The 25,987-nt window shown below is 67.1% G+C and carries 26 protein-coding genes and 1 other RNA gene; 9 read left to right on the plus strand and 18 right to left on the minus strand.

Translation table 11 applies throughout. The features are described 5' to 3' along the window. Positions 1–100: 100 nt before the first annotated feature. A complete protein-coding gene (locus tag OE647_RS10770; protein WP_263721731.1) occupies positions 101–844 on the minus strand; it encodes a YebC/PmpR family DNA-binding transcriptional regulator in 744 nt (247 codons plus the stop codon). 148 nt (positions 845–992) lie between these two features. Between OE647_RS10770 and OE647_RS10775 the strand changes: the two genes are divergently transcribed. Beyond that, positions 993–2,762: an SLC13 family permease gene (locus tag OE647_RS10775; RefSeq protein ID WP_263721732.1), complete on the plus strand. Its 1,770-nt coding sequence runs from the start codon at positions 993–995 to the stop codon at positions 2,760–2,762. Between the two features lie 6 nt (positions 2,763–2,768). On the opposite strand, the gene OE647_RS10780 is transcribed toward OE647_RS10775, so the two are convergent. From OE647_RS10780 to mgtE, 4 genes are all read right to left on the minus strand, one after another. Continuing rightward, positions 2,769–4,547, minus strand: a complete 1,779-nt coding sequence (locus OE647_RS10780; protein WP_263721733.1) for an SLC13 family permease — start codon at positions 4,545–4,547, stop codon at positions 2,769–2,771. Between the two features lie 72 nt (positions 4,548–4,619). Further along, positions 4,620–5,432, minus strand: a complete 813-nt coding sequence (locus OE647_RS10785; protein ID WP_263721734.1) for a TIGR00282 family metallophosphoesterase — start codon at positions 5,430–5,432, stop codon at positions 4,620–4,622. Positions 5,433–5,521: 89 nt separating this feature from the next. After that, on the minus strand, positions 5,522–6,076 hold the full coding sequence (locus OE647_RS10790; RefSeq protein WP_263721735.1) for a 5-formyltetrahydrofolate cyclo-ligase: 555 nt from the start codon (positions 6,074–6,076) through the stop codon (positions 5,522–5,524). Beyond that, the gene (gene mgtE, locus OE647_RS10795; protein ID WP_263721736.1) at positions 6,073–7,458 is read right to left on the minus strand and encodes a magnesium transporter; all 1,386 of its coding nucleotides are present in this window, start codon (positions 7,456–7,458) and stop codon (positions 6,073–6,075) included. Before mgtE ends, OE647_RS10790 begins: the two co-directional genes overlap by 4 nt. A gap of 149 nt (positions 7,459–7,607) precedes the next feature. Here mgtE and guaD point away from each other — a divergent pair, with 149 nt between their 5' ends. Further along, a complete protein-coding gene (gene guaD, locus OE647_RS10800) occupies positions 7,608–8,891 on the plus strand; it encodes a guanine deaminase (RefSeq protein ID WP_263721737.1) in 1,284 nt (427 codons plus the stop codon). A gap of 75 nt (positions 8,892–8,966) precedes the next feature. Here the strand turns inward: guaD and OE647_RS10805 are convergent, their stop codons facing one another. From OE647_RS10805 to OE647_RS10815, 3 genes are all read right to left on the minus strand, one after another. Beyond that, the gene (locus tag OE647_RS10805) at positions 8,967–10,304 is read right to left on the minus strand and encodes an 8-oxoguanine deaminase (protein WP_263721738.1); all 1,338 of its coding nucleotides are present in this window, start codon (positions 10,302–10,304) and stop codon (positions 8,967–8,969) included. 151 nt (positions 10,305–10,455) lie between these two features. After that, the gene (hisN, locus tag OE647_RS10810) at positions 10,456–11,262 is read right to left on the minus strand and encodes a histidinol-phosphatase (protein WP_263721739.1); all 807 of its coding nucleotides are present in this window, start codon (positions 11,260–11,262) and stop codon (positions 10,456–10,458) included. A 62-nt stretch (positions 11,263–11,324) separates the two neighbouring features. After that, on the minus strand, positions 11,325–11,687 hold the full coding sequence (locus OE647_RS10815; RefSeq protein ID WP_263721740.1) for a helix-turn-helix domain-containing protein: 363 nt from the start codon (positions 11,685–11,687) through the stop codon (positions 11,325–11,327). Between the two features lie 333 nt (positions 11,688–12,020). Between OE647_RS10815 and OE647_RS10820 the strand changes: the two genes are divergently transcribed. Further along, positions 12,021–12,986: an NADPH:quinone oxidoreductase family protein gene (locus OE647_RS10820; RefSeq protein ID WP_263721741.1), complete on the plus strand. Its 966-nt coding sequence runs from the start codon at positions 12,021–12,023 to the stop codon at positions 12,984–12,986. Here the strand turns inward: OE647_RS10820 and OE647_RS10825 are convergent. Beyond that, positions 12,968–13,825: a LysR family transcriptional regulator gene (locus OE647_RS10825; protein ID WP_263721743.1), complete on the minus strand. Its 858-nt coding sequence runs from the start codon at positions 13,823–13,825 to the stop codon at positions 12,968–12,970. The genes OE647_RS10820 and OE647_RS10825 overlap by 19 nt on opposite strands. 118 nt (positions 13,826–13,943) lie before the next feature. On the opposite strand from OE647_RS10825, the gene OE647_RS10830 reads away from it, so the two are divergent. After that, positions 13,944–14,189 carry a DUF1127 domain-containing protein gene (locus tag OE647_RS10830; protein WP_263721744.1) on the plus strand — a complete coding sequence of 82 codons (246 nt, stop codon included), beginning with the start codon at positions 13,944–13,946 and terminating at the stop codon, positions 14,187–14,189. A gap of 112 nt (positions 14,190–14,301) precedes the next feature. Then, entirely contained in the window at positions 14,302–15,081 is a 780-nt protein-coding gene (locus tag OE647_RS10835) for a Bax inhibitor-1/YccA family protein (protein WP_263721745.1), read from the plus strand. Positions 15,082–15,218: 137 nt separating this feature from the next. Here the strand turns inward: OE647_RS10835 and rpmG are convergent, their stop codons facing one another. The 6 genes from rpmG to gatC form a co-directional block, all read right to left on the minus strand. Next, positions 15,219–15,386 (minus strand): 50S ribosomal protein L33, encoded by a 168-nt coding sequence (rpmG, locus tag OE647_RS10840; RefSeq protein ID WP_017928995.1) that lies wholly within the window; start codon positions 15,384–15,386, stop codon positions 15,219–15,221. A gap of 159 nt (positions 15,387–15,545) precedes the next feature. Continuing rightward, positions 15,546–15,943: RNase P RNA component class A (gene rnpB, locus OE647_RS10845), an RNA gene on the minus strand. An 11-nt stretch (positions 15,944–15,954) separates the two neighbouring features. Next, complete coding sequence (locus OE647_RS10850; protein ID WP_412174945.1) at positions 15,955–16,623, minus strand: N-acetylmuramoyl-L-alanine amidase; 669 nt, start codon at positions 16,621–16,623, stop codon at positions 15,955–15,957. 2 nt (positions 16,624–16,625) lie between these two features. Beyond that, positions 16,626–17,183, minus strand: a complete 558-nt coding sequence (locus OE647_RS10855; RefSeq protein ID WP_263721746.1) for a hypothetical protein — start codon at positions 17,181–17,183, stop codon at positions 16,626–16,628. Between the two features lie 32 nt (positions 17,184–17,215). After that, positions 17,216–18,703 (minus strand): Asp-tRNA(Asn)/Glu-tRNA(Gln) amidotransferase subunit GatA, encoded by a 1,488-nt coding sequence (gatA, locus tag OE647_RS10860; protein ID WP_263721747.1) that lies wholly within the window; start codon positions 18,701–18,703, stop codon positions 17,216–17,218. Beyond that, positions 18,700–18,987 carry an Asp-tRNA(Asn)/Glu-tRNA(Gln) amidotransferase subunit GatC gene (gene gatC, locus OE647_RS10865; protein WP_263721748.1) on the minus strand — a complete coding sequence of 96 codons (288 nt, stop codon included), beginning with the start codon at positions 18,985–18,987 and terminating at the stop codon, positions 18,700–18,702. The genes gatA and gatC overlap by 4 nt, the downstream gene beginning before the upstream one ends. 183 nt (positions 18,988–19,170) lie before the next feature. On the opposite strand from gatC, the gene OE647_RS10870 reads away from it, so the two are divergent. Together OE647_RS10870 and OE647_RS10875 are read left to right on the plus strand one after the other, a co-directional pair. Next, complete coding sequence (locus OE647_RS10870) at positions 19,171–20,208, plus strand: acyltransferase family protein (RefSeq protein ID WP_263721749.1); 1,038 nt, start codon at positions 19,171–19,173, stop codon at positions 20,206–20,208. Between the two features lie 80 nt (positions 20,209–20,288). Next, positions 20,289–20,981 (plus strand): metal-dependent hydrolase, encoded by a 693-nt coding sequence (locus OE647_RS10875; protein WP_263721750.1) that lies wholly within the window; start codon positions 20,289–20,291, stop codon positions 20,979–20,981. Between the two features lie 48 nt (positions 20,982–21,029). On the opposite strand, the gene OE647_RS10880 is transcribed toward OE647_RS10875, so the two are convergent. From OE647_RS10880 to OE647_RS10890, 3 genes are all read right to left on the minus strand, one after another. After that, complete coding sequence (locus OE647_RS10880) at positions 21,030–21,260, minus strand: hypothetical protein (protein WP_263721751.1); 231 nt, start codon at positions 21,258–21,260, stop codon at positions 21,030–21,032. Positions 21,261–21,638: 378 nt separating this feature from the next. Further along, a complete protein-coding gene (locus OE647_RS10885) occupies positions 21,639–22,520 on the minus strand; it encodes a sulfotransferase domain-containing protein (protein WP_263721752.1) in 882 nt (293 codons plus the stop codon). 44 nt (positions 22,521–22,564) lie between these two features. Next, positions 22,565–23,023, minus strand: coding sequence for a nucleoside deaminase (locus OE647_RS10890; RefSeq protein WP_263721753.1), 459 nt, complete (start codon positions 23,021–23,023; stop codon positions 22,565–22,567). Between the two features lie 105 nt (positions 23,024–23,128). Between OE647_RS10890 and OE647_RS10895 the strand changes: the two genes are divergently transcribed. Continuing rightward, positions 23,129–24,868, plus strand: coding sequence for a pseudouridine synthase (locus tag OE647_RS10895; protein ID WP_263721754.1), 1,740 nt, complete (start codon positions 23,129–23,131; stop codon positions 24,866–24,868). 104 nt (positions 24,869–24,972) lie between these two features. Beyond that, positions 24,973–25,959, plus strand: a complete 987-nt coding sequence (locus OE647_RS10900; protein WP_263721755.1) for a DUF2927 domain-containing protein — start codon at positions 24,973–24,975, stop codon at positions 25,957–25,959. Positions 25,960–25,987 lie beyond the last annotated feature (28 nt).

Here is a 25,987-nt window from a genome sequence, read left to right on the forward strand (position 1 = left end):
AAACCTACCCGCCCCGGGGCCCGGACCGACTTGCGCCGCCGCTACCCCCAAACTGAAACGGGGCCGTCGCCGGCCCCGCTCGATCGTCCTGTCCGCGCGCTTACGCCAGTTGGGCGGCGACCTCGTCGGGAACGTCGAAGTTGTGGGTCACGGTCTGCACGTCGTCATCCTCTTCGAGCAGGTCGACCAGGCGCATCAGCTTCTGCGCGGTCTCCAGGTCGACGACGGTGCGGCTTTGCGGCTTCCAGATCAGCTTGGACTCGGTCGACTCGCCCAGGATCTCCTCCAGCTTGTCGGAGACCGCCGACAGGTCCTCGACCTGGCAGTAGATCCAGTGGCCGTCCTCGTCGGATTCGACATCGTCGGCGCCTGCGTCGAGCGCCGCCATCATCACCGTGTCGGCATCACCGGCAGAGGCGGGGTAGGAAATCTCGCCCACCCGGTCGAAGCTGTGGCTGACCGAGCCGGTCTGGCCGAGGTTGCCGCCGCACTTCGTGAAGTAGCTGCGTACGTTCGACGCGGTGCGGTTCAGGTTGTCGGTCATCGCCTCGACGATGATCGCGATCCCGTTGACGCCGTAACCCTCGTAGCGGATTTCGGTATAGTCCTCGGCATCGCCGCCCAGCGATTTCTTGATCGCGCGGTCGATTACGTCCTTCGGGCAGGACACGGCCTTGGCCGCCTTTACCGCCAGGCGCAGGCGTGGGTTCTTGTCCGGGTCAGGGTCACCCATCTTCGCGGCGACGGTGATTTCCTTCGCCAGTTTCGAAAACAGCTTCGAGCGTGCCGCATCCTGCCGCCCCTTGCGGTGCTGGATGTTGGCCCATTTTGAATGGCCCGCCATGACCTTCTCCGTCGGAATTTCTCGCGCGCCTCTATATGTCAGGCAGGAGGGGGGCCGCAACCCCGCTGAGCACGCGCGCCGCTGCACCCCCGGCTCGGCCCTTGCCCGGAACCCCGGGGACGGGTTCTATGGGGGCAGGAGGCGCCTGATGTCCCAAGATCAGATCATTCTTTTCGCCCTCTTCGCGCTGGTCTTCGCGGCGCTGATCTCGGGGCGGTGGCGCTACGACGCGGTGGCCTTCGCCGCGCTTCTGGCGGGCGTCCTTCTGGGTGTCGTGCCCGCCGCCTCGGCGTTCGAGGGGTTCGGCCATCCCGCGACCCTGGTCGTCGCGCTTGTCCTCGTGGTCTCCGCCGGGCTGACGCGGGCGGGCGTGGTGATGATGATCACACGCCGCTTCATCCGGCCCGGCCGAAAACTAGGGGGCCATATCGCGATGATGGGCGCGATCGGCGGCGTGCTGTCGGCCTTCATGAACAATGTCGCGGCCCTGGCGATCCTGATGCCCGTCGATGTCTCCTCGGCCCGGCAGGAGGGCCGCGCGCCAGGGCGCTCGCTGATGCCGCTTTCCTTCGCGACAATCCTCGGGGGGATGGTCACGCTGATCGGCACGCCGCCCAACATCATCGTTGCCGCCATCCGGCAGGATGCCCTGGGCGCCTCGTTTTCGATGTTCGACTTCAGCCCCGTCGGCAGCGTGGTCGCGCTGGCGGGGCTCGTGTTCGTCGCGCTGATCGGTTGGCGCATGATCCCCGCCCGCGAAGAGCGCGCGGCCCCGGCGGAACTTTCCGCCTTCGTGGCCGAGCTGGTGATCCCGGACGACGCCAGGATCGCGGGCAAACCGCTCGGCGCGCTCCAGGAAGAGGCCGACCGCGCGGGCGCCATCCTGGTGGCGGTCATCCGCGACGGGCGCGCGCGGCGCAGCCCCACGGCGGAGATGGAGCTTCTTGCCGGTGACGTCATCCGGCTTGAGGCCGGGTCAGAGGCGCTGGACACGCTCCGGGCGGGGCTGGGCCTCGACTTCGCCGATCACCGCCGCAAGCACTACCTCGAGGCTGAAAAGGCAGGGCTCGTCCTGGTGCAGGCCGCCGTGCCGGCGGGCGCCCGGATCGTCGGCAAGAGCGCGGAATCGGTCGGGCTGATCTGGCGCCGAGGCACGGCGCTGATGGGGATCTCGCGGCAGGGCCGCGCGGTCAGCGGACCGCTGCGCAAGGCCACGATCCGCGCGGGCGACGTGCTGCTGCTTCTGGCGCCCCGCGACAGTGCCGCGCGGGTCATCGACTGGCTGGGCTGCCTTCCAATGGCCGAGGGCAACCGCCCCGTGACCCGCCCGGACCAGACCGCCGCGGCGGTCGGCATCTTCGCCTTGGCGGTCCTTGCGGCGAGCCTTGGGTTTGTGGATCTGCCCGTGGCGCTGGGCTGCGTCGTGGCGGGCTACGTGGGTTATCGCATCCTGCCGCTGGCCGAGGTCTATGACCAGATCGAGTGGCCGGTCATCGTTCTGCTGGGCTCCATGATCCCGCTGGGCGCGGCGCTGGAAACCTCCGGCGGCACGGAACTGATCGCATCCGGCCTGATCCGGCTCAGTGCGGGGGCGCCCGCATGGGTCGCGGTCGGGCTCCTGATGGTGGTCACGATGACGCTCTCGGATGTGCTCAACAACACCGCGACCGCGATCGTGGCCGCCCCGGTGGGAATCGCGATGGCCGAAGCCCTGGGCGCATCGCCCGACCCGTTCCTGATGGCGGTCGCGGTCGCTGCGTCCTGCGCGTTCCTCACCCCCATCGGCCACAAGAACAACATGCTGATCCTTGGCCCCGGCCAATATCACTTCGGGGACTACTGGCGCATGGGCCTGCCGCTGGAGGTGATCGTCATCGCGGTGGGCCTGCCCGCCATTCTGGTCTTCTGGCCGCTCTGAGGCGGCTCAGAAGTCGTAAAGCAGCGGCACGACGATCGTGCAGACCATGGCCGAGATCAGGTTCATCGGCAGGCCGAAGCGGACGAAGTCGGTGAAGCGATAGCCGCCGGGGCCGTAGACCAGCGTGTTTGTCTGGTAGCCGATCGGCGTGGCGAATGCCGCCGAGGCGCCGATCATCACGGTCACGATCAGCGGCCGCGCATCGACGCCCATCGTCTGCGCCAGGCCGATGACGACCGGGGTGATGATCACCGCGACCGCGTTGTTGGAGATGATCTCGGTCAGGACCGAGGTCGCGACATAGACGCAGAAGACCAGCGCGAAGGGTGGCAGGTCCTGAAGGATGGGCGCGGCACGGGTCACGACCATGTCGACCGCGCCCGAATGCTCCAGCCCGCCCCCCACCGCCAGCATCCCGAACAAAAGCCCCAGAAGCCGCCCATCGACAGAGGCAAAGGCCTCGTCCGCGTCGATGCAGCCGGTGACAAGCACGATGGCGACGCCCACGAAGGCCAAAAGCTGAATGGGCGCGATGTCGAGCGCGGCCAGAAGCACCACGCCGGCAAGCACGGCGATCACGATGGGCGCATGCCCGCGCCGGTAGGCGCGCTGGGACGGGCGGCCCACATCGACAAGCTCCATGTCGGAGGCCAGGCGGGAAATATCCTCGGGCGCGCCTTCCAGCAGAAGCGTGTCGCCCACCTGCACGATCAGGTCGTCAAGCTGGCGGCCGATGTTCTGGTTCCGGCGGTGGACCGCCAGCGGATAGACCCCGTAGCGCCGCCGCAGGCGCATCGAGCCCAGGGACCGGCCGACCATGTGGCAGCCCTGGGTGATCAGGACCTCCACCGTTTCGGTCTGGACCGAGGACAGCTTGTCCACCATGCGGACCTGCTTGCTGGACTGAAGGCCCAGGATCTCGGACATCGGCGTGCGCAGGACGACCCGGTCGCCCGCCTGCAACTGGACCGAGCGCAGATCCCGCCGCAACGAAAGATCGCCGCGCAGCACATCGACCACGCGCACGTTACCACGCTTGAAGATGTCGACCTCGTCCAACGTCTGGCCCAGAAGCTCGGACTCCTCCGGCACCGCGACCTCGGTGAAGAACTTCATCTTCGAGCGATCGGCCAACAGGGCCGACATCGAATCCCGCGTCGGCAGAAGCCTGCGCGAAAAGATCCCGATATAGGTGAGCCCCGCGATCGCCACGCAGATCCCGAGCGGCGTGATCTCGAAGATCCCGAAGGGCTGAAGCCCCCGTGCGCGGGCCACGCCATCGACGACAAGGTTGGTGGAGGTGCCGATCATCGTGATCGTCCCGCCGAGGATCGTCATGTAGCTGAGCGGGATCAGCATCTTCGAGGGCGCCACCGCAAGCTTCTTCGACAGCGTGATGAAGATCGGGATCATCACGACGACAAGCGGCGTGTTGTTCACGACGGCCGAAAGCCCGGTCACCAGCAGCCCTACGCTGACCAGCGTGCGGACCGGGTGTTTTTCGACATTCCGGGCCGCGACCGTGCTCAGCGTTTCGAGGGCCCCGGTCCGGACCAGCGCGCCGACGATGATGAACATGGCCGCGATTGTCCAGGGCGCGTTGTTCGACAGCACCGCCTCGACATCGGCGTAGGGAAGGATGCCCAGTACCAGCATCACCGCCGCGCCGCCGATCGCCACGACCTCGACCGGAAAGGTTTCGCGAACGAACATGATGAGCATCGCAAGAAGGATACCCATGGAAATGAAGGCTTCTGCGGTTTGGGGAAGATCGAGGTCGAACATCATGTCTCCGGACCGTATGGCTTGAGCCATACAGAAACGCGAAGCGCAATCAAGCGCGCTCGTCTCAATTGCTCACGGGAAGGCTTGTTCAAGCCGGCCGCCGAGCCGGATCATGCGGATCTTTTGCGCAAGCCCCGTCCGGTCATCGGTTTCGACATAGACGCCCGACAGCGTCGCCTCACCATTCGCGGGGCTGAAGCGTTCCTTGACCATGCCGGTGACGAAGCGGCGCATGGGCTCCAGCTTCTCCATCCCGATCACGGAATTGTAGTCGCCGCACATCCCCGCATCGGTGAGGTAACCGGTTCCACCCAGCAGCACCTGCGCGTCCCCGGTCGGCACATGGGTGTGGGTGCCCACCACCAGGCTCGCGCGTCCGTCGCACCAGTGGCCCACGGCCATCTTCTCGCTCGTCGCCTCGGCGTGGAAATCGACGATGGCCGCCTGCACCGCGCCGCCAAGGGGATGGGCGCGCAGGACGGAATCGAGGGCCGAGAACGGATCGTCGAAGGGGCGCTTCATGAAGACCTGGCCCAGCGCCTGCGCGACCAGGACCTTCTGCCCGCCCGCCGCGGTGAAGACCCGCGCGCCCTTGCCCGGCGCGGTACGGGCGTAGTTCAGCGGTCTCAGGATGCGCGGCTCATTCTCGATGAAGGACAGCATATCCTTCTGGTCGAAGGCGTGGTCGCCCAGCGTCACGCAATCGGCCCCGGCCGTCAGCAGCGCCTTGGCGTGTTCGGCCGAAAGCCCCGCGCCGGAGGTGGCATTTTCCCCGTTCACCACGACGAAGTCGAGGCCCCAGTCCGCCCGGAGCGCCTTGAGCCGCCCCGAGACCGCCGCGCGGCCCGCGCGGCCCATCACATCGCCAAGAAAAAGAAGTTTCATGCCCCCTGACTAAGGCCGCCGTCACGGAAGGGCAAGCGTGCTTCGCCTGTCCCGGCGAGGACGGCCGGGACAGCGACGGGACGTGGGGATCACCGGACCGGGGCGAAGACCTCCGCCTCGGTCACGATCAGGTCGAGCGGCTGGTCGGTCGGCTCGATCGGCACCTCGGCGACCTCCTGCGCGGCGAAGGCGAAGCCGATGGCGGTCACAGGCCCGCGCGCCCGCAGACCTTCGAGCGTGCGGTCGTAGAAGCCGCCGCCGTAGCCCAGGCGGAAGCCGCGCCGGTCGAAGGCCAGAAGCGGCACCACCAGAACCTGCGGCTCGACCCAATCGCCGCTTTCGGGGATCAGCGCGCCGAACTCTCCGGCCACCATGATCGCGCCGGGATGCCACTCGCGGAACTTCAGCGGCGTTCCGGCGCCCAGGATCACGGGCACGCCGACGGGGCCGCCATGGGCCGCCATCGCGGGTAGGCAGTCGATCTCGGTCCGCATCGGCATATAGCCCGCCAGCGTCTTGCCCGTATGTTCGGCGAGGACGCCGATCAGCCGCGCCCCGTCTTCGGGCCTGCGCGCGGCAAAAGCCGCCTTGCGCCGCGCAAAGGCCTCTGTCCGCGCGGCCTGCTTGATTTCAGTCAGGGTCATAGAAGGATCACCGTCGCCAGTCCGAGAAACACGAAGAAGCCCACGACATCCGTCATCGTGGTCACGAAAGTTCCCGACGCCAGTGCCGGGTCAAGGTCGAAGCGGTCGAGCGTCAAGGGCACCAGGATGCCCGAAAGCGCCGCGACCACGAGGTTGATGACCATCGCCGCCCCCAGGACGCCGCCCAGCACCCAGGAGCCGAAGGCAAGGTAGCCTACCATGCCCATGATCAGCGCGAAGAGGACGCCGTTGATGGCGCCCACCATCGCCTCGCGCCGCACCACGCGGCCCGCGTTCGAGCTCGTCAGGTCCTTGGTCGCCAGCGCCCGCACCGCGACGGTCAGCGACTGGGTTCCGGCATTGCCGCCCATCGAGGCCACGATCGGCATCAGCACCGCAAGCGCCACCAATGCCTCGATCGTGTGGGAGAAAAGCGAGATCACGAGCGCCGCAATATTGGCGGTGAAAAGGTTCACCAGAAGCCAGGGCGCGCGCTGGCGCACGGTGTCGATGACCCCGTCCGAGATCGCGCTTTCCTCGCCCACGCCTGCCAGGCGCAGCACGTCTTCCTCGTGCTCCTCGTCCAGCACGGCCATGGCGTCGTCGATGGTGATGACGCCGACTAGCCGCCCGTCGCCGTCCACCACGGGGGCGGAGATCAGGTGGTACTGGTTGAACGCATAGGCCACGTCGCCTTCTTCGTCGAAGACTTCGATGGCGCGGAAACTGTCCTCGGAAATGTCGCGAAGCTGGACGCTGCGCCTGGAGGACAGAAGCTTGCCCAGCGTCACATAGCCCACCGGATGCCAGCGCGGATCGACCAGGATCACATGATAGAACTGATCGGGAAGCTCCTCTGCCGTCCGCAGGAAGTCGATCGCGTCGCCCACCGTCCAGTCTTCCGGCGCGGTCACGACCTCGCGCTGCATCAAGCGGCCGGCGGAGTATTCGGGATAGGTCAGCGACTGTTCGACTGCTGCGCGGTCGCTTTCCTCCAGCGCGCCCAGGATGCGTTCCTGCTGCGGTTCCTCAAGGTCTTCCAGAAGGTCGACGACATCGTCGGAATCAAGCTCGCGCACCGCCTCGGTCAGAACCTCGACCGGCAGTGCCTCGATCACCTCCTCGCGGATGGAGTCGCCCAGTTCCGAAAGGATCTCCCCGTCGATGCCGCGTGACCAGAGCGACAGCAGCGCGGCGCGGTCTTGGGATCCGATCTGTTCGAAAAGGTCGGCGATGTCGGCCGCGTGGAGCGGCTCCATCAGCGCGTCGATGCGGGCGGCATCCCCCGCCTCGACCGCATCGAGGATCGCGTTCACGACCTTCTGGTCGAGCGCGTATTCGTCCTCATCGCGGTCAAGCTCGGTTTCTTGCGCGTCCGTCATTCCGTTCCCCTCGTGATTACGGCGACATTATCGGAAGCACTTTCAAAGAAACAGGGGCAAAGGGCGGATTCCCCCGCGTGCTGCCTGCGTTTAGACTGCGCGCACGACAGACCGATGACAGCAGCGACAGGAAGGGAAACGGGGACCACATGGCGGACCTTCTACTAGGCCAGACCCTGCGCTTCGCGGGCAACCCGACGACCGAAGGACCGGAGGCCGGGCGTCATTCCGCGCGCGGTGGCGTCCTGATCGAGGCGGGCCGCATCGCCGCGGTGGGCGAGGCCGACGACCTGCGCCGCGCGCATCCCGGGGCGCGCGTGACCGATTACGGCGATGCGCTGATCTCGGCCGGTTTCATCGACGCCCATGCGCATTATCCGCAGACCGCGATGATCGCGAGCTGGGGCAAGCGGCTCATCGACTGGCTGAACAGCTACACCTTCCCCGAGGAAATGCGCTTCTCCGATCCAGCCTACGCGGCCGGAATCGCGCGAACCTATTTCGATTTGACGATCGCGAACGGCACGACGACGGTCTGTTCCTATTGCACGATCCACCCCGAAAGCGTCGAGGCCTTCTTCGAGGAGGCCCGGCGGCGCGGGGCGCGCGCCTATGCCGGAAAGACCTGCATGGACCGCAACGCCCCCGAGGGCCTCCGCGACACGCCGCAATCGGCCTATGACGACAGCAAGCGCCTGCGTGACCGCTGGCATGGGGTGGAACGGCTGAACTACGTTCTCACCCCGCGCTTTTCGCCCACATCGAGCGAAGCGCAACTCGAAGCGCTCGGCGCGCTCTGGGCCGAAAGCCCGGGGCTTCTCATGCAGACGCACCTCTCCGAACAGACCGACGAGGTCGCCTGGGTCCGCGCGCTCTTCCCAACCGCACGCGACTACCTCGATACCTACGAACGCTTCGGCCTGCTGGGCCCCGGCGCGCTTTATGGCCACGCGATCTATCTTGAGCCGCGCGAGCACGCCCGGTTGAAGGACGTGGACGCAAGCCTGATCCATTGCCCGACCTCGAATACCTTCATCGGATCGGGGCTCTTCGACATGGACGGGATGACGCGCGGCGGCTACCGGGTGGGGCTCGCCACCGACACCGGCGGCGGGTCCAGCTTCTCGATGCTGCGAACGATTGCCGCCGCCTACGAGGTCGCGCAACTCCGTCACCGCGCGCTCCACCCGGCCGAGCTTTGGTGGCTGGCCACCCAAGGGTCTGCCCGCGCGCTGCGGGCCGAAGACCGGATCGGCAACCTCGCCCCGGGGATGGAGGCGGACATTGCGGTGATCGACCTCGCCTCCACCCCGGCCATCGCCCAGCGCGCGGCCCGCGCCGGCGACATCTGGGAGGCGCTCTTTCCCACCATCATGATGGGCGACGACCGCGCGATCCGCGCCGTCTGGATCAACGGCAAGCCGGTCCTTTAGCGCCTGCATCCCTTCTTCTTTTCGCAAATATCCTCGGGGGGTGCGGGGGGCAGACAGCCCCCCGCCGTACCTGGCTTACCCCGCCAGCCGCCGCGCCAGCCGGTTCTGCGTTTCGATCACCCGCGCCATGTCAACGGTCACGACCTGCCCGCCGCGCACGACCGGTCGCCCCTCGACGAAAAGATCTCGCACCCGCGTGGGTCCGCACAGGACGAGCGCCGCCACCGGGTCCCAGGCCCCCGCCGCCTCGATGCCCGAGACATCCCAGATCGCGATATCCGCCCGCTTTCCGGGCTCCAGCGATCCGCAATCGTCCCGACCGAGCACTTTCGCCCCGCCAAGCGTCGCAATCTCCAGCGCCTCGCGCGCGCTCATCGCATTGGCCCCGCGCGCCACCCGCTGCAGTAACATCGCCTGGCGGGCCTCGCCGATCAGGTTGCCCGCGTCGTTGGAGGCCGACCCGTCCACCCCCAACCCGACCTTCACGCCGCGATCGCGCATCGCCCGAACCGGGGCTATCCCGGACCCAAGGCGGCAGTTGGAACAGGGGCAGTGCGCGACCCCGGTCCCGGTGCGCGCGAAAAGGTCGATCTCGGTCGTGTCGAGCTTCACGCAATGCGCGTGCCAAACGTCGGCGCCCGTCCAGCCCAGATCCTCGGCGTATTGACCCGGACGGCAGCCGAACTGGGCCAAAGAATAGGCGATATCCTCGTCATTCTCGGCCAGATGGGTGTGGAGCATCACACCCTTGTCGCGCGCCAGAACGGCGGCCTCCCGCATCAGATCGCGGCTGACCGAGAAGGGCGAACAGGGCGCCAGCCCCACCCGCACCATCGCCCCGGGTGCCGGATCGTGGAACGCATCCACCACGCGTTCCATGTCCTTCAGGATCGCGGGCTCCGCTTCGACCAGCGCGTCGGGCGGCAGGCCGCCCGCGCTTTCGCCGATCGACATCGCGCCCCGCGTGGGATGGAAGCGCATCCCGATCTCGCGCGCCGCATCGATCGTGTCCTCAAGCCGCGCACCGTTCGGGTAAAGGTAGAGGTGATCCGAGGTCAGCGTGCAGCCCGACAGCGCCAGTTCCGCCAGCCCCACCAGGGCGGAGACCCGCATCTCTTCCGGGCCGAAGCGCGACCAGATCGGGTAAAGCGTCTTCAGCCAGCCGAACAGGAGCGCATCCTGCCCGCCCGGCACCGCGCGGGTCAGCGTCTGGTAAAGATGGTGATGCGTGTTCACCAGGCCCGGCGTGACGACCGCGCCCCGCGCCTCGATCACCGTCCCGGTCGTGGTCAGCCCCTGGCCCACCGCCACGATCACGCCGTCGCGGATCAGGACATCGCCCCCGGTGATCTCGCGCCGGGCCGCGTCCATGGTGACGACGGTATCGGCATTTCGGATCAGACTCTCAGCCATGCGTTCCCCCTGTTGGCCACCCCTTCGGCGGATCGGGAACGGCCGGGCGACAGAAGGGGGAAGGACTCGCCCCGGCCCGCGCAGCCTAGGGCAGAACGCCGCTACCAGCCAGCCCCGCGCGGCGAAAACACTTTCGTCCGGGTCGCGAAGATCAACCGGCGAGCGCCCGCAAGGCCTCTGCATGAACCTGTGCGTTCGCGGCGGCGATCACGCGCCCGCCCGCATGCGCGGGCCCGCCCTGCCAGTCGGTAACGATGCCGCCAGCGGCCTCGATCACCGCGATCGGCGCCTGGATGTCATAGGCGGAAAGCCCCGCCTCGATCACCAGGTCGATCTGCCCGGCGGCAAGCAGCGCGTAGGCGTAGCAATCCATCCCGTAGCGCGTCAGACGGGCCTCGGCCGCGACACGGCGGAAGGCCGCGCCCTCTTCGGGCGTGCCGACCTCGGGGAAGGTCGTGAACAGGACCGCCTCCGACAGGGGGCGGGGGGGGCGCGCGCGCAGCGCCCGCTGGCCTGCGGGGCCCGACAGTTCCGCCAGGCCCAGACCGCCGATGAACCGCTCACCGATATAGGGCTGGTCGATCACGCCCAGCACCGGGCCGGAGGGGTCGGAGACCGCGATCAGCACCCCCCAGGTCGGCGTCCCCGACATATAGGCGCGGGTCCCGTCGATCGGGTCGAGAACCCAGGTCAGCCCCGATGTGCCGTCCCGCCGCCCGAATTCCTCGCCGAAGATCGCGTCGTCGGGCCGAAGCTCCGCCAGAAGCGCGCGCATCGCCAGTTCCGCAGCGCGGTCGGCCTCCGTCACCGGGTCGAAACCCGATGCCCCCTTGCTTTCGACCGAGAGCGCGGCAGAGCGGAAATGGGCCAGCGTCTCGCGCCGGGCCACATCGGCCAGGCGATGGGCCGCGTCGATGAGCGTGCGGCGCTCTTCATCGGACAAGGACAAGGACGGCATGGAACCCCCGGCGCTGCGATGTCTCGGGGGTAGCCATGCCGACCGTCAAGGTCAATGGCCCCTCAGGCGGCGTCGGACAGGACCTTGGCCAGATCGAAGAGCCGCCGGCGCTGCGGCTCGGGGATGGCGTAGTAGGACCGCACGAGCAGCATCGCCTCCTTGTCCGCAAGGATATCGCCGCCGACCTCGTCCGTCGGCGCGACGCCGGAGTCCAGCCCCTCGAAGAAGAAGCTGATCGGAACCGAGAGCGCCTCCGCGATATCCCAAAGGCGGGACGCGGAGATGCGGTTCATCCCGGTTTCGTATTTCTGGATCTGCTGGAACTTGATGCCGACCTTCTCGGCAAGCTGTTGCTGGGTCATGCCCACCATCCAGCGGCGATGCCGCACGCGCTTGCCGACATGAACGTCAACGGGATGCTTCATGGTCCTCTCCGTTTCCCCATCATGCGCCCTACACGGCGCCTTTCTATTGCCCGGAAAATTTGCGCATCACGAAATGCCGAAGGTCGATAATCTGGATGCCGCCCTGACGCATTGTTCTCGTGTCTGAGGGGAATTCGGCCCGCGAAGCCTTGGCGAGGGCATCGCAGGACTACCCGGATACGCGCTCACCTAACACCAATTCCCGCAGAAGGAGACTAACATCCTGTCATTAATATGGCAAACGCTTTGGGGCCGTCCGTCCCTGCCCTGCGCAAAGCGCCTCTGGACCTTTGCGAAACGCCCCGGCAAGGTCTGCTCAACCGAGGAGGCACCATGAAGAGTTTCCAGATCACCGCGTACGGGTCCGCCCCGATACTTGTCGATGCGGACCTGCCCGAACCCGCTGCGGGCGAGGTGCGGATCAGGGTCGCGGCCTGCGGGCTGAACTTCGCGGACCTCCTGATGTCCGAGGGTACCTACCAGGACAGCCCCACCCCGCCCTTCGCCCTGGGGATGGAGCTTTCGGGCACCGTCGAAAAGTTGGGACCGGGCGTGACCGCCCCGGCGGTCGGCACACGGGTCGCGGCATTTGCCGGGTCCGGCGGGCTGGCGGACTATGTCTGCGTGCCGGCCGGGTCCTGCGTGCCGCTCCCCGATTCCATGCCCTTCGACCACGCCGCGGCCTTTCTGGTCGCCTACGGCACGAGCCATCTGGCGCTCAGCCACCGCGCGCGACTGGCTGCCGGTGAAACGCTTCTGGTGCTTGGCGCGGCGGGCGGCGTCGGGCTGACCGCGGTCGAGATCGGAAAGCTCATGGGCGCGCGCGTCATCGCCGTCGCCCGCGGGCAGGACAAGCTGGCCGTTGCAAAACAGGCCGGGGCCGATCACCTGATCGACGCGGGCGCCGATCTGCGGAGCGAGGTCAAGGCGCTCGGCGGGGCCGATGTCGTCTACGACGCGGTGGGCGGCGACCTGTTCCAGGCGGCGATGCGGGCCACGCGGCCGGACGGGCGGCTTCTGGCCATCGGCTTCGCCTCCGGCAAGGTGCCGCAGGTGCCCGCCAACCACCTCCTGGTCAAGAACCTGTCGCTGATCGGATTCTACTGGGGCGGCTACCTGAAGTTCCGCCCCGACCTGCTGACGGCATCGCTGGCCACACTTCTGGGCTGGTACGCCGAGGGGCGACTGCATCCGCATGTCAGCCATGTCCTGCCGCTGGAGCGGGCCGCCGAGGGGCTCGCGCTCTTGCGCGACCGGCGCTCGACTGGAAAGGTCGTGATTCAGATCACGCAGCAGTAGGCCAAGCGCAGTTCGTCCTTCAGGGCCTCGACCACGGGGCCCTTTTCGGCGCCCGCGTCGTAAAGCCCGATGCGCACCAGCCCCAGCGGCGGCAGCCCCCCGGCATCGCCGATATCGACCGACCCGCTGGGCAGCGCCCCGCGCATCCTGACCGAGACCGCCAGATCAGCCGCCACCATCGCCATGACGGCCTCGTTCGAGCGGCCGCTGAATCCCATCTCCCAGGGGATGCCCGCGTCATCGAGCGCGGCCTGCGCGATCGCGCGAAAGCGGCAGATCTCCTCGAACCCCAGGCGCAAGGGGCGGTTCTGCCCGGCGATGCCCCCTTCGACGCCGATCCAGACCAGGTCGCGCGCCGCCAGTTCCTCTCCCCCCGGCGCGATGACCTCCTCCGTCGTCAGCATGAGGTCGAGTTCGCCGCGCGCGAAGGCCTCGTGCATCAGGTTCGTGAAGGAGGACATCAGGTTGATCCGCACCCGCGGGTAAAGCGCCGCGAAACGGCCGAGAATGCGCGGGATCGCCGGGTAGACGATGTCATGGGGCACACCCAGCCGAAGCTCGCCCTCGAAACCCGCATCGGTCAGGCGGCTCAGCGCCTCGTCGTTCAGTTCCAGCATGCGCCGCGCATAGCCCAGAAGCTGCTCGCCCTCGGGCGTCAGGGTCAGTTTGCGCGCGGCGCGCACGAAGAAATCCCGTCCGAGCGATTGTTCCAGCCGCTTGATCTGCATCGAGACAGCCGATTGCGTAAGGTTCAGCAAACCCGCCGCGCGCGTCACGCCGCCGGTTTCGGCGACGGTCGCGAAGGCCCGGAGCGCGGTGAGGTCCAGGTTTCTTGGCATATCAAAATCCGTGATGATTTCTACAACCAACATTCATTTCCAAAATGGATCACATGCGGCGATATATATCAAGAGCAATCATGAAGCTCGCCCAAACAATCATGAACGGAGATGCATTATGGAACATGCCGCCACCTGCCCCGCCGCTTGCCCGGATGCCGCCCGCCAGAATGTCCGCCCGAATGCGCGCTCGCCCCTTCGGCTCCTTCAACGCCTGCGTCGGACCCTTGCCTTCGCAAGGACCCGTCGTTCTCTGGCCGATCTGGAGCCGCACCTCTTGAGGGACATCGGAATCACCCCGGAACAGGCGCGCGCCGAACGGGGCCGGCCGGTCTGGGACGTGCCGAAAAACTGGCTGAGGTAATTCATCGGAAACGGCCGGAAAAGCTTGAAATTGACGGGCCGCTTCCCGATATTTCCCTGCGAGGGGTGCCTCGCGAGGGGCGCCACCAAAGGAAACGCAGCAGGAGGCTTTGATGGCTGACTTCAATACGATCGGCGTAGGCCGCGCGAGAACCGGCACGCTTGCGATCGACGAAGGGCTTCGCGCCCATATGAACAAGGTCTACGGCCTGATGTCCGTAGGGATGGTCCTGACGGCAGCCGCGGCCTGGGCAATCGGCGGGCTGACCGTGACGACCGACCCCGCGAACGCGGCCGCGCAGATTGGCGCGACCCGCTATCTGACCGATTTAGGCGTCACGCTTTACGCATCGCCGCTCAAATGGGTCGTGATGTTCTTGCCGCTGATCATGGTCTTCGCCTTCGGCGCGATGATCAACCGTATCTCCTCGGCGGCGGCACAGCTGTTCTTCTACACCTTCGCCGCGGCGATGGGCGTGTCGATCAGCTGGATCTTTGCCGTCTACACCGGCGTTTCGGTCGTGCAGACCTTCCTGATCACCGCGATCGCCTTCGCGGGCCTCTCGCTTTGGGGCTACACGACGAAGAAGGACATCTCGGGCTGGGGTTCGTTCCTGATCATGGGCGTGATCGGCCTTCTGGTCGCCTCGATCGTGAACATCTTCCTCGCCTCTTCGGCGATGCAGTTCGCGATCTCGGCCCTTGGCCTTCTGATCTTCGCGGGCCTGACCGCCTACGACACGCAGAAGATCAAGAACACCTACATCGCCCACGCCCATCACGGCGACAGCGAATGGCTGGCGAAGTCGGCGATCATGGGGGCGCTGAACCTCTATCTCGACTTCATCAACATGTTCATGTTCCTCCTGCAGTTCCTCGGCAATCGCGAGTGATCTGAGGTTTCGGAAATGTCGAAGGGCCGGGGATTTCCCCGGCCCTTTTCGTTTGTACGCCCGGCGCGCGGGCGGCCAGGCAAAGAAAAAGCCGCGCTTGCGGCGCGGCCCTTGGACGTCCTACGGGACGGCAGATCTTACTTGATCTTGCCTTCCTTGTATTCGACATGCTCACGCTTGACCGGGTCGTACTTACGCACAACCATCTTTTCGGTCATGGTGCGGGCATTCTTCTTGGTCACATAGAAGTGCCCGGTGCCCGCCGTCGAGTTCAGACGGATCTTGATCGTCGTCGGCTTCGCCATTGTCGTTCTCCTGCTTCGGACATCGCCCGAACGGCGCAGCCCGCAAATCTCTTGAAGCCCGCCTTTTACGGATGGCGGCGGCAGAGTCAACAGACAAAGCGCGGGAAAGGCGACGCTTTGAAGGCTACCGTTGCCGCCCTCCTTAACCGAAGGGCAGAAATGCGCGGAGAACCTGTAAGCCGGATTCTGTCCAAGGGGCGAACCCCTCTGGATGACCATTCCTCTCGGCCCGCCGTTACCGACGCGCTCAAGCTGCCAACCCGGGCCTCTCGGGCTGAAGCGTCCCTGCGGGCGGTCTCCGTTGCCGGACCGGCCCCCGCGCGAGGCCCCTATTTGGCATTGCTCCCGGTGGGGCTTGCCGTGCCGTCCCTGTTGCCAGGTCCGCGGTGGGCTCTTACCCCACCGTTTCACCCTTACCCGCGCGGACGCGGGCGGTTTCATCTCTGTGGCGCTTTCCCTCGGGTTTCCCCGGCCGGGCGTTACCCGGCACCGTTGCCTCATGGAGTCCGGACTTTCCTCGCGGGACTCGCGCCCCCCGCGGTCATCCGGTCCTCCGCGCGAGGCTCAGTTAGGCGCGCGTGCGCCCGCCGTCAACGGGAAAGCGCGCGGCAAGGTCCGCCATCATCGCGCGGTCCTCTGGCGCCTCCGGGCCGCTGGCCCGGGGGCGGAAGCGCAGGCGGAAGGCAGCAAGCAGCGCTTCGGGCGCCAGATCGGGATAACCGAAGCCACGGGCCGAGGTCGCGAAGTCCGCCGTGTCGTCGCCCGCCCCCGGCCAGACCGACAGGCCCTGAAGCGCCAGCCGCCGCCAGTCGAAGCGCGGCCCCGGGTCGCCCTTGCGGTCGGGCGCCATGTCGGAATGGCCGATCACCCGCTCCGCCGGGATCGACCAGCGCGCCATGACGGCGGCCAGAAGCCGCTCCAGCGCCGCCATCTGCGGCTCCGGGAAGGGGGTGTCGCCGGGGTTCGCAAGCTCGATCCCGATCGAGCGGGAGTTCACGTCCCTCACCGCGCCCCAAGCGCCCGCGCCCGCGTGCCAGGCGCGGCAAGCCTCCTCCACCAGTTGCTCGACCGCGCCGTCCTCGGCGATCAGCCAGTGGGCTGAGACCTCGGCCTCCGGGTCGCAGAGCCGCGCACGCGCCTCCTCGACCGTCGGCATGGCGGTGTAGTGGATCACGACAAGGTCGGGCCGCGCCCCCCCGCGGCGTTCGCCGTAGTTCGGAGAGGGCAGGCCCGGCACCGTTACCCGTGCACCTTCTGGAACGGCCGCGGGTCCCAGGTGCAGGCAAAGCCGTCGCCATCGGGATCAAGGTTCTTGCGGTCCTTTTCCGGCCCGCCCGCCTTCAGGAAGGCGATCTGCGCATCCTCGGGCGACTGGTAGCGCGCGCAGGCGCGTTCGTGGTTCGATAGCGTCAGCCCGCCGCGCTTGTAGTAGGGCTGCCCCAGACGGCTCGGCGCATTCAACGCGTAGGAGATGAGGTTCGGCGCCGAGGTGGTCGTGCGCTCCGGCAAGGCCGTGGGCGCGACCTGCTGGTATTGCGAGCGGTTGGCGGCGATACGCTGCTTGTCGCTCTCGATCGTCTCGCGCGAGGCGACGGCGCCGAAGTCTTGCTCGTCAGAGATGCCGACATGGCCCGCCTCGGGCGCGGCGGCCTCGGCAACGGCCACGTCGGTTGCGCTGGCGCCGGGCTCCGCGCCAGCCTGATAGTTACGCTGGTAGTCAGCGTAACTGTCATTGGCACCGGGCGATACGCAGGCGCCAAGCGCTGCAACGGCGACGAGGGCAAAGGGTAGGCGCATTTTCTTCCTCGAAAACGTGGTTCGAAGCGCGATTACCACCATTTCTTCGGCTTGGAAACAAAGCCCGCGGCCTGTTCCAGCACATAGGCGTGATTCAGCAGATCGCCCTCTTCCCAGGGTCGGCCGATCAGTTGCAGGCCCAGCGGCAACCCTTGGGCGTTCAACCCGACCGGAACGGCCACGCCCGGCAGGCCAGCCAAGTTCAGCGTCACGGTGAAGACGTCGTTGAGGTACATCGCCACCGGGTCACTGTCGCCCACCTCGCCCAGCCCGAAGGCGGCGGAGGGCGAGATCGGCGCCAGGATCGCGTCGATCCCGTCGGCGAAGGCATTCTCGAAATCGCGCTTGATCAGCGCGCGCACCTTGCGGGCACGGTTGTAATAGGCGTCGTAGAACCCGGCCGAAAGGACATAGGTCCCGATCATCACGCGGCGCTGGACCTCGTGGCCGAAGCCCTCGGCGCGGGTCTTCTCATACATCTCGGTGATGCCGTCGCCCTGGCCGAGCTTGGCGCGGTGGCCATAACGCACCCCGTCATAGCGCGCGAGGTTCGAGGACGCCTCGGCCGGGGCCACGACGTAATAGGCGGGCAGCGCGTATTTCGTGTGCGGAAGCGAGATGTCGACGATCTCGGCGCCCGCGTCCTTCAGCATCGCGGTGCCCTGGTCCCAGATCGCCGCGATTTCAGCGGGAAGGCCCTCGATCCGGTATTCGCGCGGAATGCCGATCTTCTTGCCGCGGATGTCGCCGGTCAGCATAGCCTCGAAATCCGGGACCGGAATATCGGCGCTGGTCGAATCCTTGGGGTCGTGGCCCGCCATCGCGCCCAGCATGATCGCCGCGTCGCGCACCGATTTCGTCATCGGCCCCGCCTGGTCGAGCGAGGAGGCATAGGCGATCACGCCCCAGCGCGAGCAGCGCCCATAGGTCGGCTTGATCCCCACGGTACCGGTGAAGGCCGCGGGCTGGCGGATCGAGCCGCCGGTGTCGGTGCCGGTCGCCGCCAGGCACAGGTCCGCCGCGACCGCCGCCGCCGATCCGCCCGAGGACCCGCCCGGGGTCAGCGCCGTGTCGTCGCCGCTCCGACGCCAGGGGTTCACTGCGCGCCCGTAGCAGGAATGTTCGTTGGACGAGCCCATGGCGAACTCGTCCATGTTGAGCTTGCCCAGCATCACCGCGCCGGCATCGGCCAGTTGCTGCGTGACGGTGGATTCGTATTCGGGCCGGAACCCCTTCAGCACGTTCGAGGCCGCCTGCGACAGCACGCCCTTGGTGCAGTAGACATCCTTGATCCCCACCGGGATGCCACACATGGCGGGCACCTCACCGGCTGCGATGCGCGCGTCCGCCGCCCGTGCGCGCTCCAGCGCGATGTCGGGGGTCTTGTGGACGAAGGCGTTCAGCGGATCGGAGGCGTCGATCGCGGTCAGGCAGGCCATCGTCAGGTCGACAGCGGTCGTCTCGCCCTTGCGCAGAAGGTCGCGGGCCTCGGCAATCGTCAGTTCGTTCAGCATCGTCATTCCACCACCTTGGGCACCGCAAAGAAGCCTTCGCGCGCATCGGGCGCGTTCGCGAGTATCCGTTCGGGCATGCCGCCTTCGGTCACCACGTCCTCGCGCCGCTTCAGGCGCATCGGCGTGACCGAGGTCATGGGCTCCACGCCGTCCACATCGACCTCGTTCAGCTCTTCCATGAAGTTCAGAACCGCGCTCAGCTCACCGGCGAGCGCCGGTAGATCCTCTTCCTTCACGGCGATCCGCGCCAGATGCGCTACCTTCCGCGCGGTGTCGATGTCGATGGACATGGGGGCACCTCTTTTCCTGCGTCCTGCCCCGCCCCTTTAGCCGCGCGCCCGCCGCGCTGCAAGCGACCCACCACAAGAGTGGGGTCCGATGCCCGCCACCGGCGTACCGGCCATGCATTTCCAATCGAGTCGATTGCGGTACCATTCGGGATGGGAACGCGAGCCCAAGGAGGGGATTTTGGTGTGAGAAGCAGACTGGACGGAATACAGGCCCTTCGCGGCATCGCGGCGCTGCTGGTCGCTGGCTTCCACCTCGCTGTCGCCTCGAGGGACCAAGGATTCGATCCGGGACTGTTCACAGCCTTTCTCCACGGCGAAATCGGTGTCGATATATTCTTTGTTATCAGTGGCTTCATTATCTATCACGCGGCTGCGCCCAAGGCCGGACAGGGGGCAAAGAAATTCCTCCTGGCGCGATTCTGGCGGATCTTTCCGCCCTATTGGGCCATTCTGAGCCTCTACATCGCCGCGCGTGTCGTATTGGCTCTGGGTTCGGGCGGCTTAGGCCGAATCCCCGAGGGGCAACAGGTCGTCATTTCCGCGCTCTTGTTGCCGCTTCCGGGGCAAATCGTTCCGATTGCGTGGACATTGTCGATCGAGATCGTCTTCTATGCGATTTTCGCCGCGACATTCTTCAAGTTCGGCCCCCGGGCCCTCGTTGGCTCCTTGCTTGTCTGGGTCGGTGTCAGCCAGTACTACACCCTTAGCGCGACTGAACCGCAGCAATGGCTCAATGTTGTGTTGTATTCCGGAAATGCCGAGTTCCTTTACGGCGTTGCTATCGCCATTGCCCATCGTCGAGGGCGACTACCACTTGCAGGCCCGGCGCTCGCGCTTGGTCTGGCGTTGAGTATCGCGCTGCTGGCTGGCTGGCTGCCTTTCAGTTTCCCCTCTCGGGAAATCGCCGCGGGACTCCCCTCTGCACTTCTGGTGTATGGGGCAGTCGGGGTTCGCTTCAGGACCCCAAGGGCATTCCAGGTTCTCGGTGACGCATCCTACCTTCTCTACCTGGTCCACATCCTTGTCTACTCAGTCACCAGCAGGGTCTTCGAGGCGATCCTTGGCACCTACGCTTACACTTCACCCGCGATCATGCTGGCGATGCTTGCGGTCTCGGTGACGGTTTCGATCGCGCTCGACCAGTTCGGAGAAATACCTTACCAGCGATGGTACAAGCGCCGGTCCGCGGCCGCGCGCGGCGATATCACGGCCAAAATCTGAGCCAGCGGCCCTCGCGGAACGTTGCGCAGTGGGACCGGCGCCCCTAGCCTTGAACCAAGCCGCAGGCAAAGGAGGAGTGAATGAAGATCACATGGCTTGGCCATTCCGGCTTCCGCATCGAAATCGAAGGGGCGGTGATCCTCATTGACCCCTGGCTGACCGGCAACCCGATGTTCCCGGCCGAAAAACGCGCGGCGGCCATCGAGGGCGCCACCCATGTGCTGATCACCCACGGCCACGGCGACCACACCGCCGACGCGGTCGCGATCGCGCAGGAACTGTCGATCCCGGTCGTCGGCATCTACGACCTGATGAGTTGGTGGGAAGGCAAGCACGGCATCGCGACCATCGGCTTCAACAAGGGGGGCACCGCCGAGCTGAACGGCGCGAGGGTGACAATGGTCAACGCCTGCCACTCCTCCTCGGTCGGCGGGGCGGATGGCCCGGTCTATGCCGGTCACGAATCCGGCTACATGATCGCGGGCGAGGGTCGCACGATCTACGTCAGCGGCGACACCGACATCATGGCCGACATGGGCTGGATGGGCGACTACCACCGGCCCGATATCGGCATCCTGTGCGCAGGCGGCTTCTACACCATGGACATGAAGGCCGCCGCCTACGCGGCCGGGAAGTTCTTCAATTTCAAGACCGTGATCCCCTGCCATTACCGCACCTTCCCCGCGCTCGAACAGAATGCGCAGGTGCTCAAAGAGGGGCTCCCGGGCGTCGATGTGATCGAGCCCGAGGTGCTGGTGCCAATCACGCTATGAACGACGACCGCGGCGGGGGCGCTCTGCCCCGCCGCGACCATCGCCCGGTCACAGCCTCAGATCCCAGGGGCGCGGCCGTGGCGGGTCCCAGTTCAACCCGACGTCACGGCGCAGCCGCGGCGGCAGGTCGTCCACGGTGATCACGCGCGGCCGCCGCAGGTGGCGGAAGAGCGCGACGGCCAGCGCGGCAGTGACCCGCACGGGCCCGTGACGCTCCAGCAGCGTGCCGAGGTCTGCGGCGGGAAAGTGACGCCGCTCGGGTTCGAGGTCGAGAATCATAGCGGTCTCCTTCGCCGTTGCCCGGGTGGGGAACGGCCCTTGGGTGGGGATGGGAACCGGGTACGAACGAAGGGCGCAGGCCCGGCGTGCGTCACACGGTCATCTGGTTTGGGGGGGCGGGGGGACCCGGCCATCAATGGCCGGAGCGGTCCAGTCTCAGCAGGGAGTCGTGCCGAAGCCGGTAGTGGCGGACAGTCGTCGGATTCCCGCACGCTGGCGCAGTACGTTAAGATATGCCGTCATCATGCGCCCTCCTGTCCTTGAGTTGCGGGATGACGCCATATTGTCCGAATGCGCGCCCATACAAAGCGCGGAATTGTACCGCCCGCGGATTGCCGATTGTATGTGCCACCTGCGACACAATGGCACAGCAACCGCTCAGGACGCGGAGCCCCATTCCAGCCAGCGCAGATCCTCTTCCGGCAAAAGCTCCCGCACACGCCGGTCGTAGCGGGCGACCTGCTCCGGCGACAGCCGCCCTTCCCACTTGTTGTTCGTCCCGCTGGCGAAGAACGAGACCGCTTCATCCAACGTATCGCCGGGCGCCTGCACAATCTCTCGGGCGTTCCGCTTCATCGTATCGAAGCGCGCGCCTTCGACGATCGCATCGACCAGCGCGTCGGGATGCCGATAGCCAAGGATCTCCGCGATGCGCAGGACCTGCCCCCTGAGGTCGCGCTTCAGGTCGGCATAGTGCAGCAAGTGGACATTGGGCAGATGCGCCCACCGCCGGAAGGAGCGGTAATGATAGACGACGGAATCGAGCGTCATGTCGTCATTCCCGCCGTCCCTGGACCGATCGTCGAGATACATGCGAAACCCTTCGGAAACATCGTCGGGGAAGCGGTCGTTGATCAGATCGACATTCATCGAGAGCGCGAACCGCCGCATGGAGAAATGAACGTCCAGCGGATGGCGGTAGACCGCGAAATAGGTGCAGGCGGGATCATAGGCGATACCGTCGAAGGGCGTGTGGGACTTGATGCAACGCCGGTGGTCCTGGGCGGAAAGCGTGGCCGCGCGCGCCACCGTGTCGCGAAACCCGCAGTCGAGCCAAGGGGAGATCTGGTCCAGCACCTTGTCCATGCCGGGCCGCCCGTGGATCAGCATCAGCACGATGGCCTGGGTCCAGGTCGTTCCCGATTTGGGTGGCGTCACGACGAACACGTCGTCGTCGCGCAGCGCAAAGCTGTCCCAGATCGTGGAATCGGTCAGCCGGCCCCGATAGACCTTGCTGCGCGTCGGCACTGGCTGCGTCATCTCCCCCCCTTGGCGATCAAGCGCCGCAGTGACGCCGGGCGCGGCTACCCGTCACGGCGTCCTTCAAAGAACCCCTTCAGCAGGCGCGCGGCCTCGGCGGCGCCAATGCCATCATACACCTCTGGGGCGTGGTGGCACTGCGAATGCGAAAACACCCGCGCGCCATGGGCGACACCGCCCGATTTCGGGTCCTCGGCCCCATAGTAGACGCGCGCGATCCGCGCGAAGGAAATCGCCCCCGCGCACATCGGGCAGGGCTCCAGCGTCACATAAAGATCATGGCCCGGCAACCGCTCCGACCCCGCCGCCGCACAGGCCGCGCGCAGCGCCAGGACCTCCGCATGGGCGGTCGGATCGCTCAGTTCGCGCGTGCGATTGCCTGCAGCGGCGACAACGCGCCCGTCGGGGCCGACCACGACCGCGCCCACCGGGACCTCTCCGCGCGAGGCCGCCGCCCGCGCCTCCTCCAGCGCCCGGTCCATATGACTGCGAAATCCGCTCATGTTTCCGTCATGCCGCGCGCCCCGCCTTCGCGCAACCGCTTTCCGTTTGAGTGATTCGGCGCTAAGGGGTGCCCTTCGATTCCTCCCTGCCGAAAGGGCCAGCCGATGACCGAAGACGCAAAACAGGGCGAACGCATCGCCAAGGTAATGGCCCGGTCCGGCGTCGCCTCCCGCAGGGACGCGGAGCGGATGATCCTGGAGGGCCGGGTCAAGGTGAACGGCAAGCCGGTCGCAAGCCCCGCGCTGGACGTGCTGCCCAGCGACAAGGTCACGCTGGACGGTCAGGCCATCGACGCGCCCCAGCCCGCGCGGCTGTGGCTCTATTACAAGCCCCTCGGCCTCGTGACCACGGAGAAGGACGAGAAGGGCCGCCAGACGGTCTTCGACACCCTTCCCGACGGATTGCCGCGGGTGATGAGCGTCGGCCGGCTCGACCTCAATTCCGAAGGCCTCTTGCTGCTCACGAACGACGGGGAGTTGAAGCGGCGGCTGGAACTGCCCTCGACCGGGTGGCTGCGCAAGTACCGCGTCCGCATCAACGGGCGGCCGAATGAGTTGACCTTCGATCCCCTGCGCCGTGGCGTGACCATCGAGGGCGAGGAATTCCTGCCCATGGACATCACGCTGGACAAACAACAGGGCGCGAACGCCTGGCTGACCGTCGGCCTGCGCGAGGGCAAGAACCGCGAGATCCGCCGCGCCATGTCCGAGGTCAACCTGATCGTGAACCGGCTGATCCGCGTCAGCTACGGCCCCTTCCGGCTGAACCAGATGAAGCCGGGCGAAGTGATCGAGGTGAAGCGCCGGGTGCTGCGCGAACAACTCGGCCCCCTGTTCGAGGGCTTGGCAGGCACCGAGGACGACAAGGGCGAACGGCCCGCGCGTGGCCGGGACGGTGCAGCGCGGCGTGGCGCAGATGGGGGGCCGCGTAAAGACGGGGGTCCGCGCAAAGACGGAGGCCCGCGCAAAGATGGGGGCCCGCGCAAAGATGGGGGCCCGCGCAAATCCTTTGGCGGGGATGACGCCCGACGCGATGACGCGGGCCGCGACGGCGCCCCGCGCAAGCCGCGCTTCGAGCGTGATGCGGAGCGCGGGGACAAGCCGTTCCGCCCGAAACCCCGCCCGCTGGCCGAGGACGCCGGCGCAGGCGAGCGCAAGCCGCGCTGGTCGCGCGCCGAGGGCGACGCCCCCCGCAAACCGCGCTTCGACCGCGATACGGGCGAGGGCCCGGGCTCGGGGGATCGCGCCAAACGTGCGCCCTATGCAAAGGGCCCGCGCGAGGGCGCAGGCGACAAGCCCTGGGGCGACCGCTCAGAGCGCAAGCCGCGCGCGCCCTATTCGAAAGGCCCCCGCGACGATGACAAGGGCGGGTCCGGCTGGAAGCCCCGCGGCGAGCGTGCCGGCGGCGGCGAGGGTCGCGGCGAGGGCGCAGCACGCCCCTGGCAGAAGTCGGACCGGCCGCAAGGCGGTCCGGGCAAACCGGGCAGCAAGCCACGCTTTGAAGGCAAACCCCGGTCCGAAGGCAAACCCCGCACGGACGGCAAGCCCTATGGCGGCCCCCGCAAACCCTGGTCCGATGGCCCCCGCCCGGAAGGCGACCGCCCGGACCGCGGCGCACGCCCAGCGTCTGGCAAACCCTCGGACGGCAAGTACAAACCGCGTTCCGATCGACCCCGCTCGGACGGGCCGCGCTCCGACAAACCCCGCTCGGACAGACCCCGCTCTGACGGGCCTCGCTCTGACGGGCCGCGCGGGAACTTCGGCAAGCCGCGCCCCGACCGGGGCGATGGGGCACCCCGGCCGCGTGGGGACGGCCCGAAGCGCGGGCCCAAGAAACCCTCCTGAGCCTGAGACTGGCGCGAGGGACCCCAGCTTGGGGCTTGGCCCGCCCCGGGCGACGTGGCACTCTGGCGCGCAAAAAGCGGCGGCCCGCAAAACAGGGGGGCGTATTGAGCAGGAGTTCCGCGAAGACAACGGCGCACGGCGTCCGGCTTGCCCTGGCGCTGGCGGTGTCCCTGACGGCCACTGGCTGCGACATGGCCAGCGTCCCCGCGACCACGCCCGCCCCCTCGACCATCGACACGCCCCCGGCTGAACCTGACGTCCTGCCGCTCTCCGAGAACAGCCTGGCCGCGCGCGCCTATTACCGGCGGATCGAGACGGCGGCGCTGGCGCGGGGGCAGTTGCGCACCGATGGTGGCGGCGACGACACGCCCTTCGACAGCGCCGACCTGGTGCGGAACTTCGAACGCATCGCCTTCTTCGACGAGTTTCAGCGCGAGAACGGCCGCCTGGTCGCCCGCCCGGTCGAAAGCTCCCTGCACCGCTGGCAGGGCGCGGTCCGGCTGGAGGTTGCCTTCGGCACCTCCGTTCCCGCCGCGCAGCGCGCCGCGGACCGCGCAACCATCGCGGGCTATCTTTCGCATCTGAGCGATCTGACCGGCCTGCCGATCCGCATGACCGGCTTCGCCCCGAACTTCACCGTCCTCGTCCTGAATGAGGACGAACGGCGCAACGCCGGGCAACGCCTGCTCGACATCGTGCCGAACATGGCGCCCGAGGCGCTGGCATCGGCCATCGAGATGAGCCCGGACACCTATTGCACGGTCTTCAGCTTCTCTCCCGCGCAAAGCAGCACATACATCCGCGCGCTGGCGGTGATCCGGGGGGAATTGCCCGACCTTCTCCGCCTGTCCTGCATCCATGAGGAGATCGCCCAAGGGCTGGGTTTGGTGAACGACAGCCCCAAGGCGCGGCCCTCGATCTTCAACGACAACGACGAATTCGCCACCCTCACGCGGCAGGACGAACTGATGCTTCGGATCCTCTACGACCGCCGCCTGCAAGCGGGCATGAGCCTGTCGGAGGCCGGCCCGACGGTCGAGGAGATCGCGGTCGAACTGATGGGCGGCGACACCATCGCCGCGCTTCCCTGATCCGCCTGCCACACCGGCCACTCTGCCA

The sequence above is a fragment of the Albidovulum sediminicola genome (assembly GCF_025751575.1).
GTDB lineage: Bacteria > Pseudomonadota > Alphaproteobacteria > Rhodobacterales > Rhodobacteraceae > Albidovulum > Albidovulum sediminicola.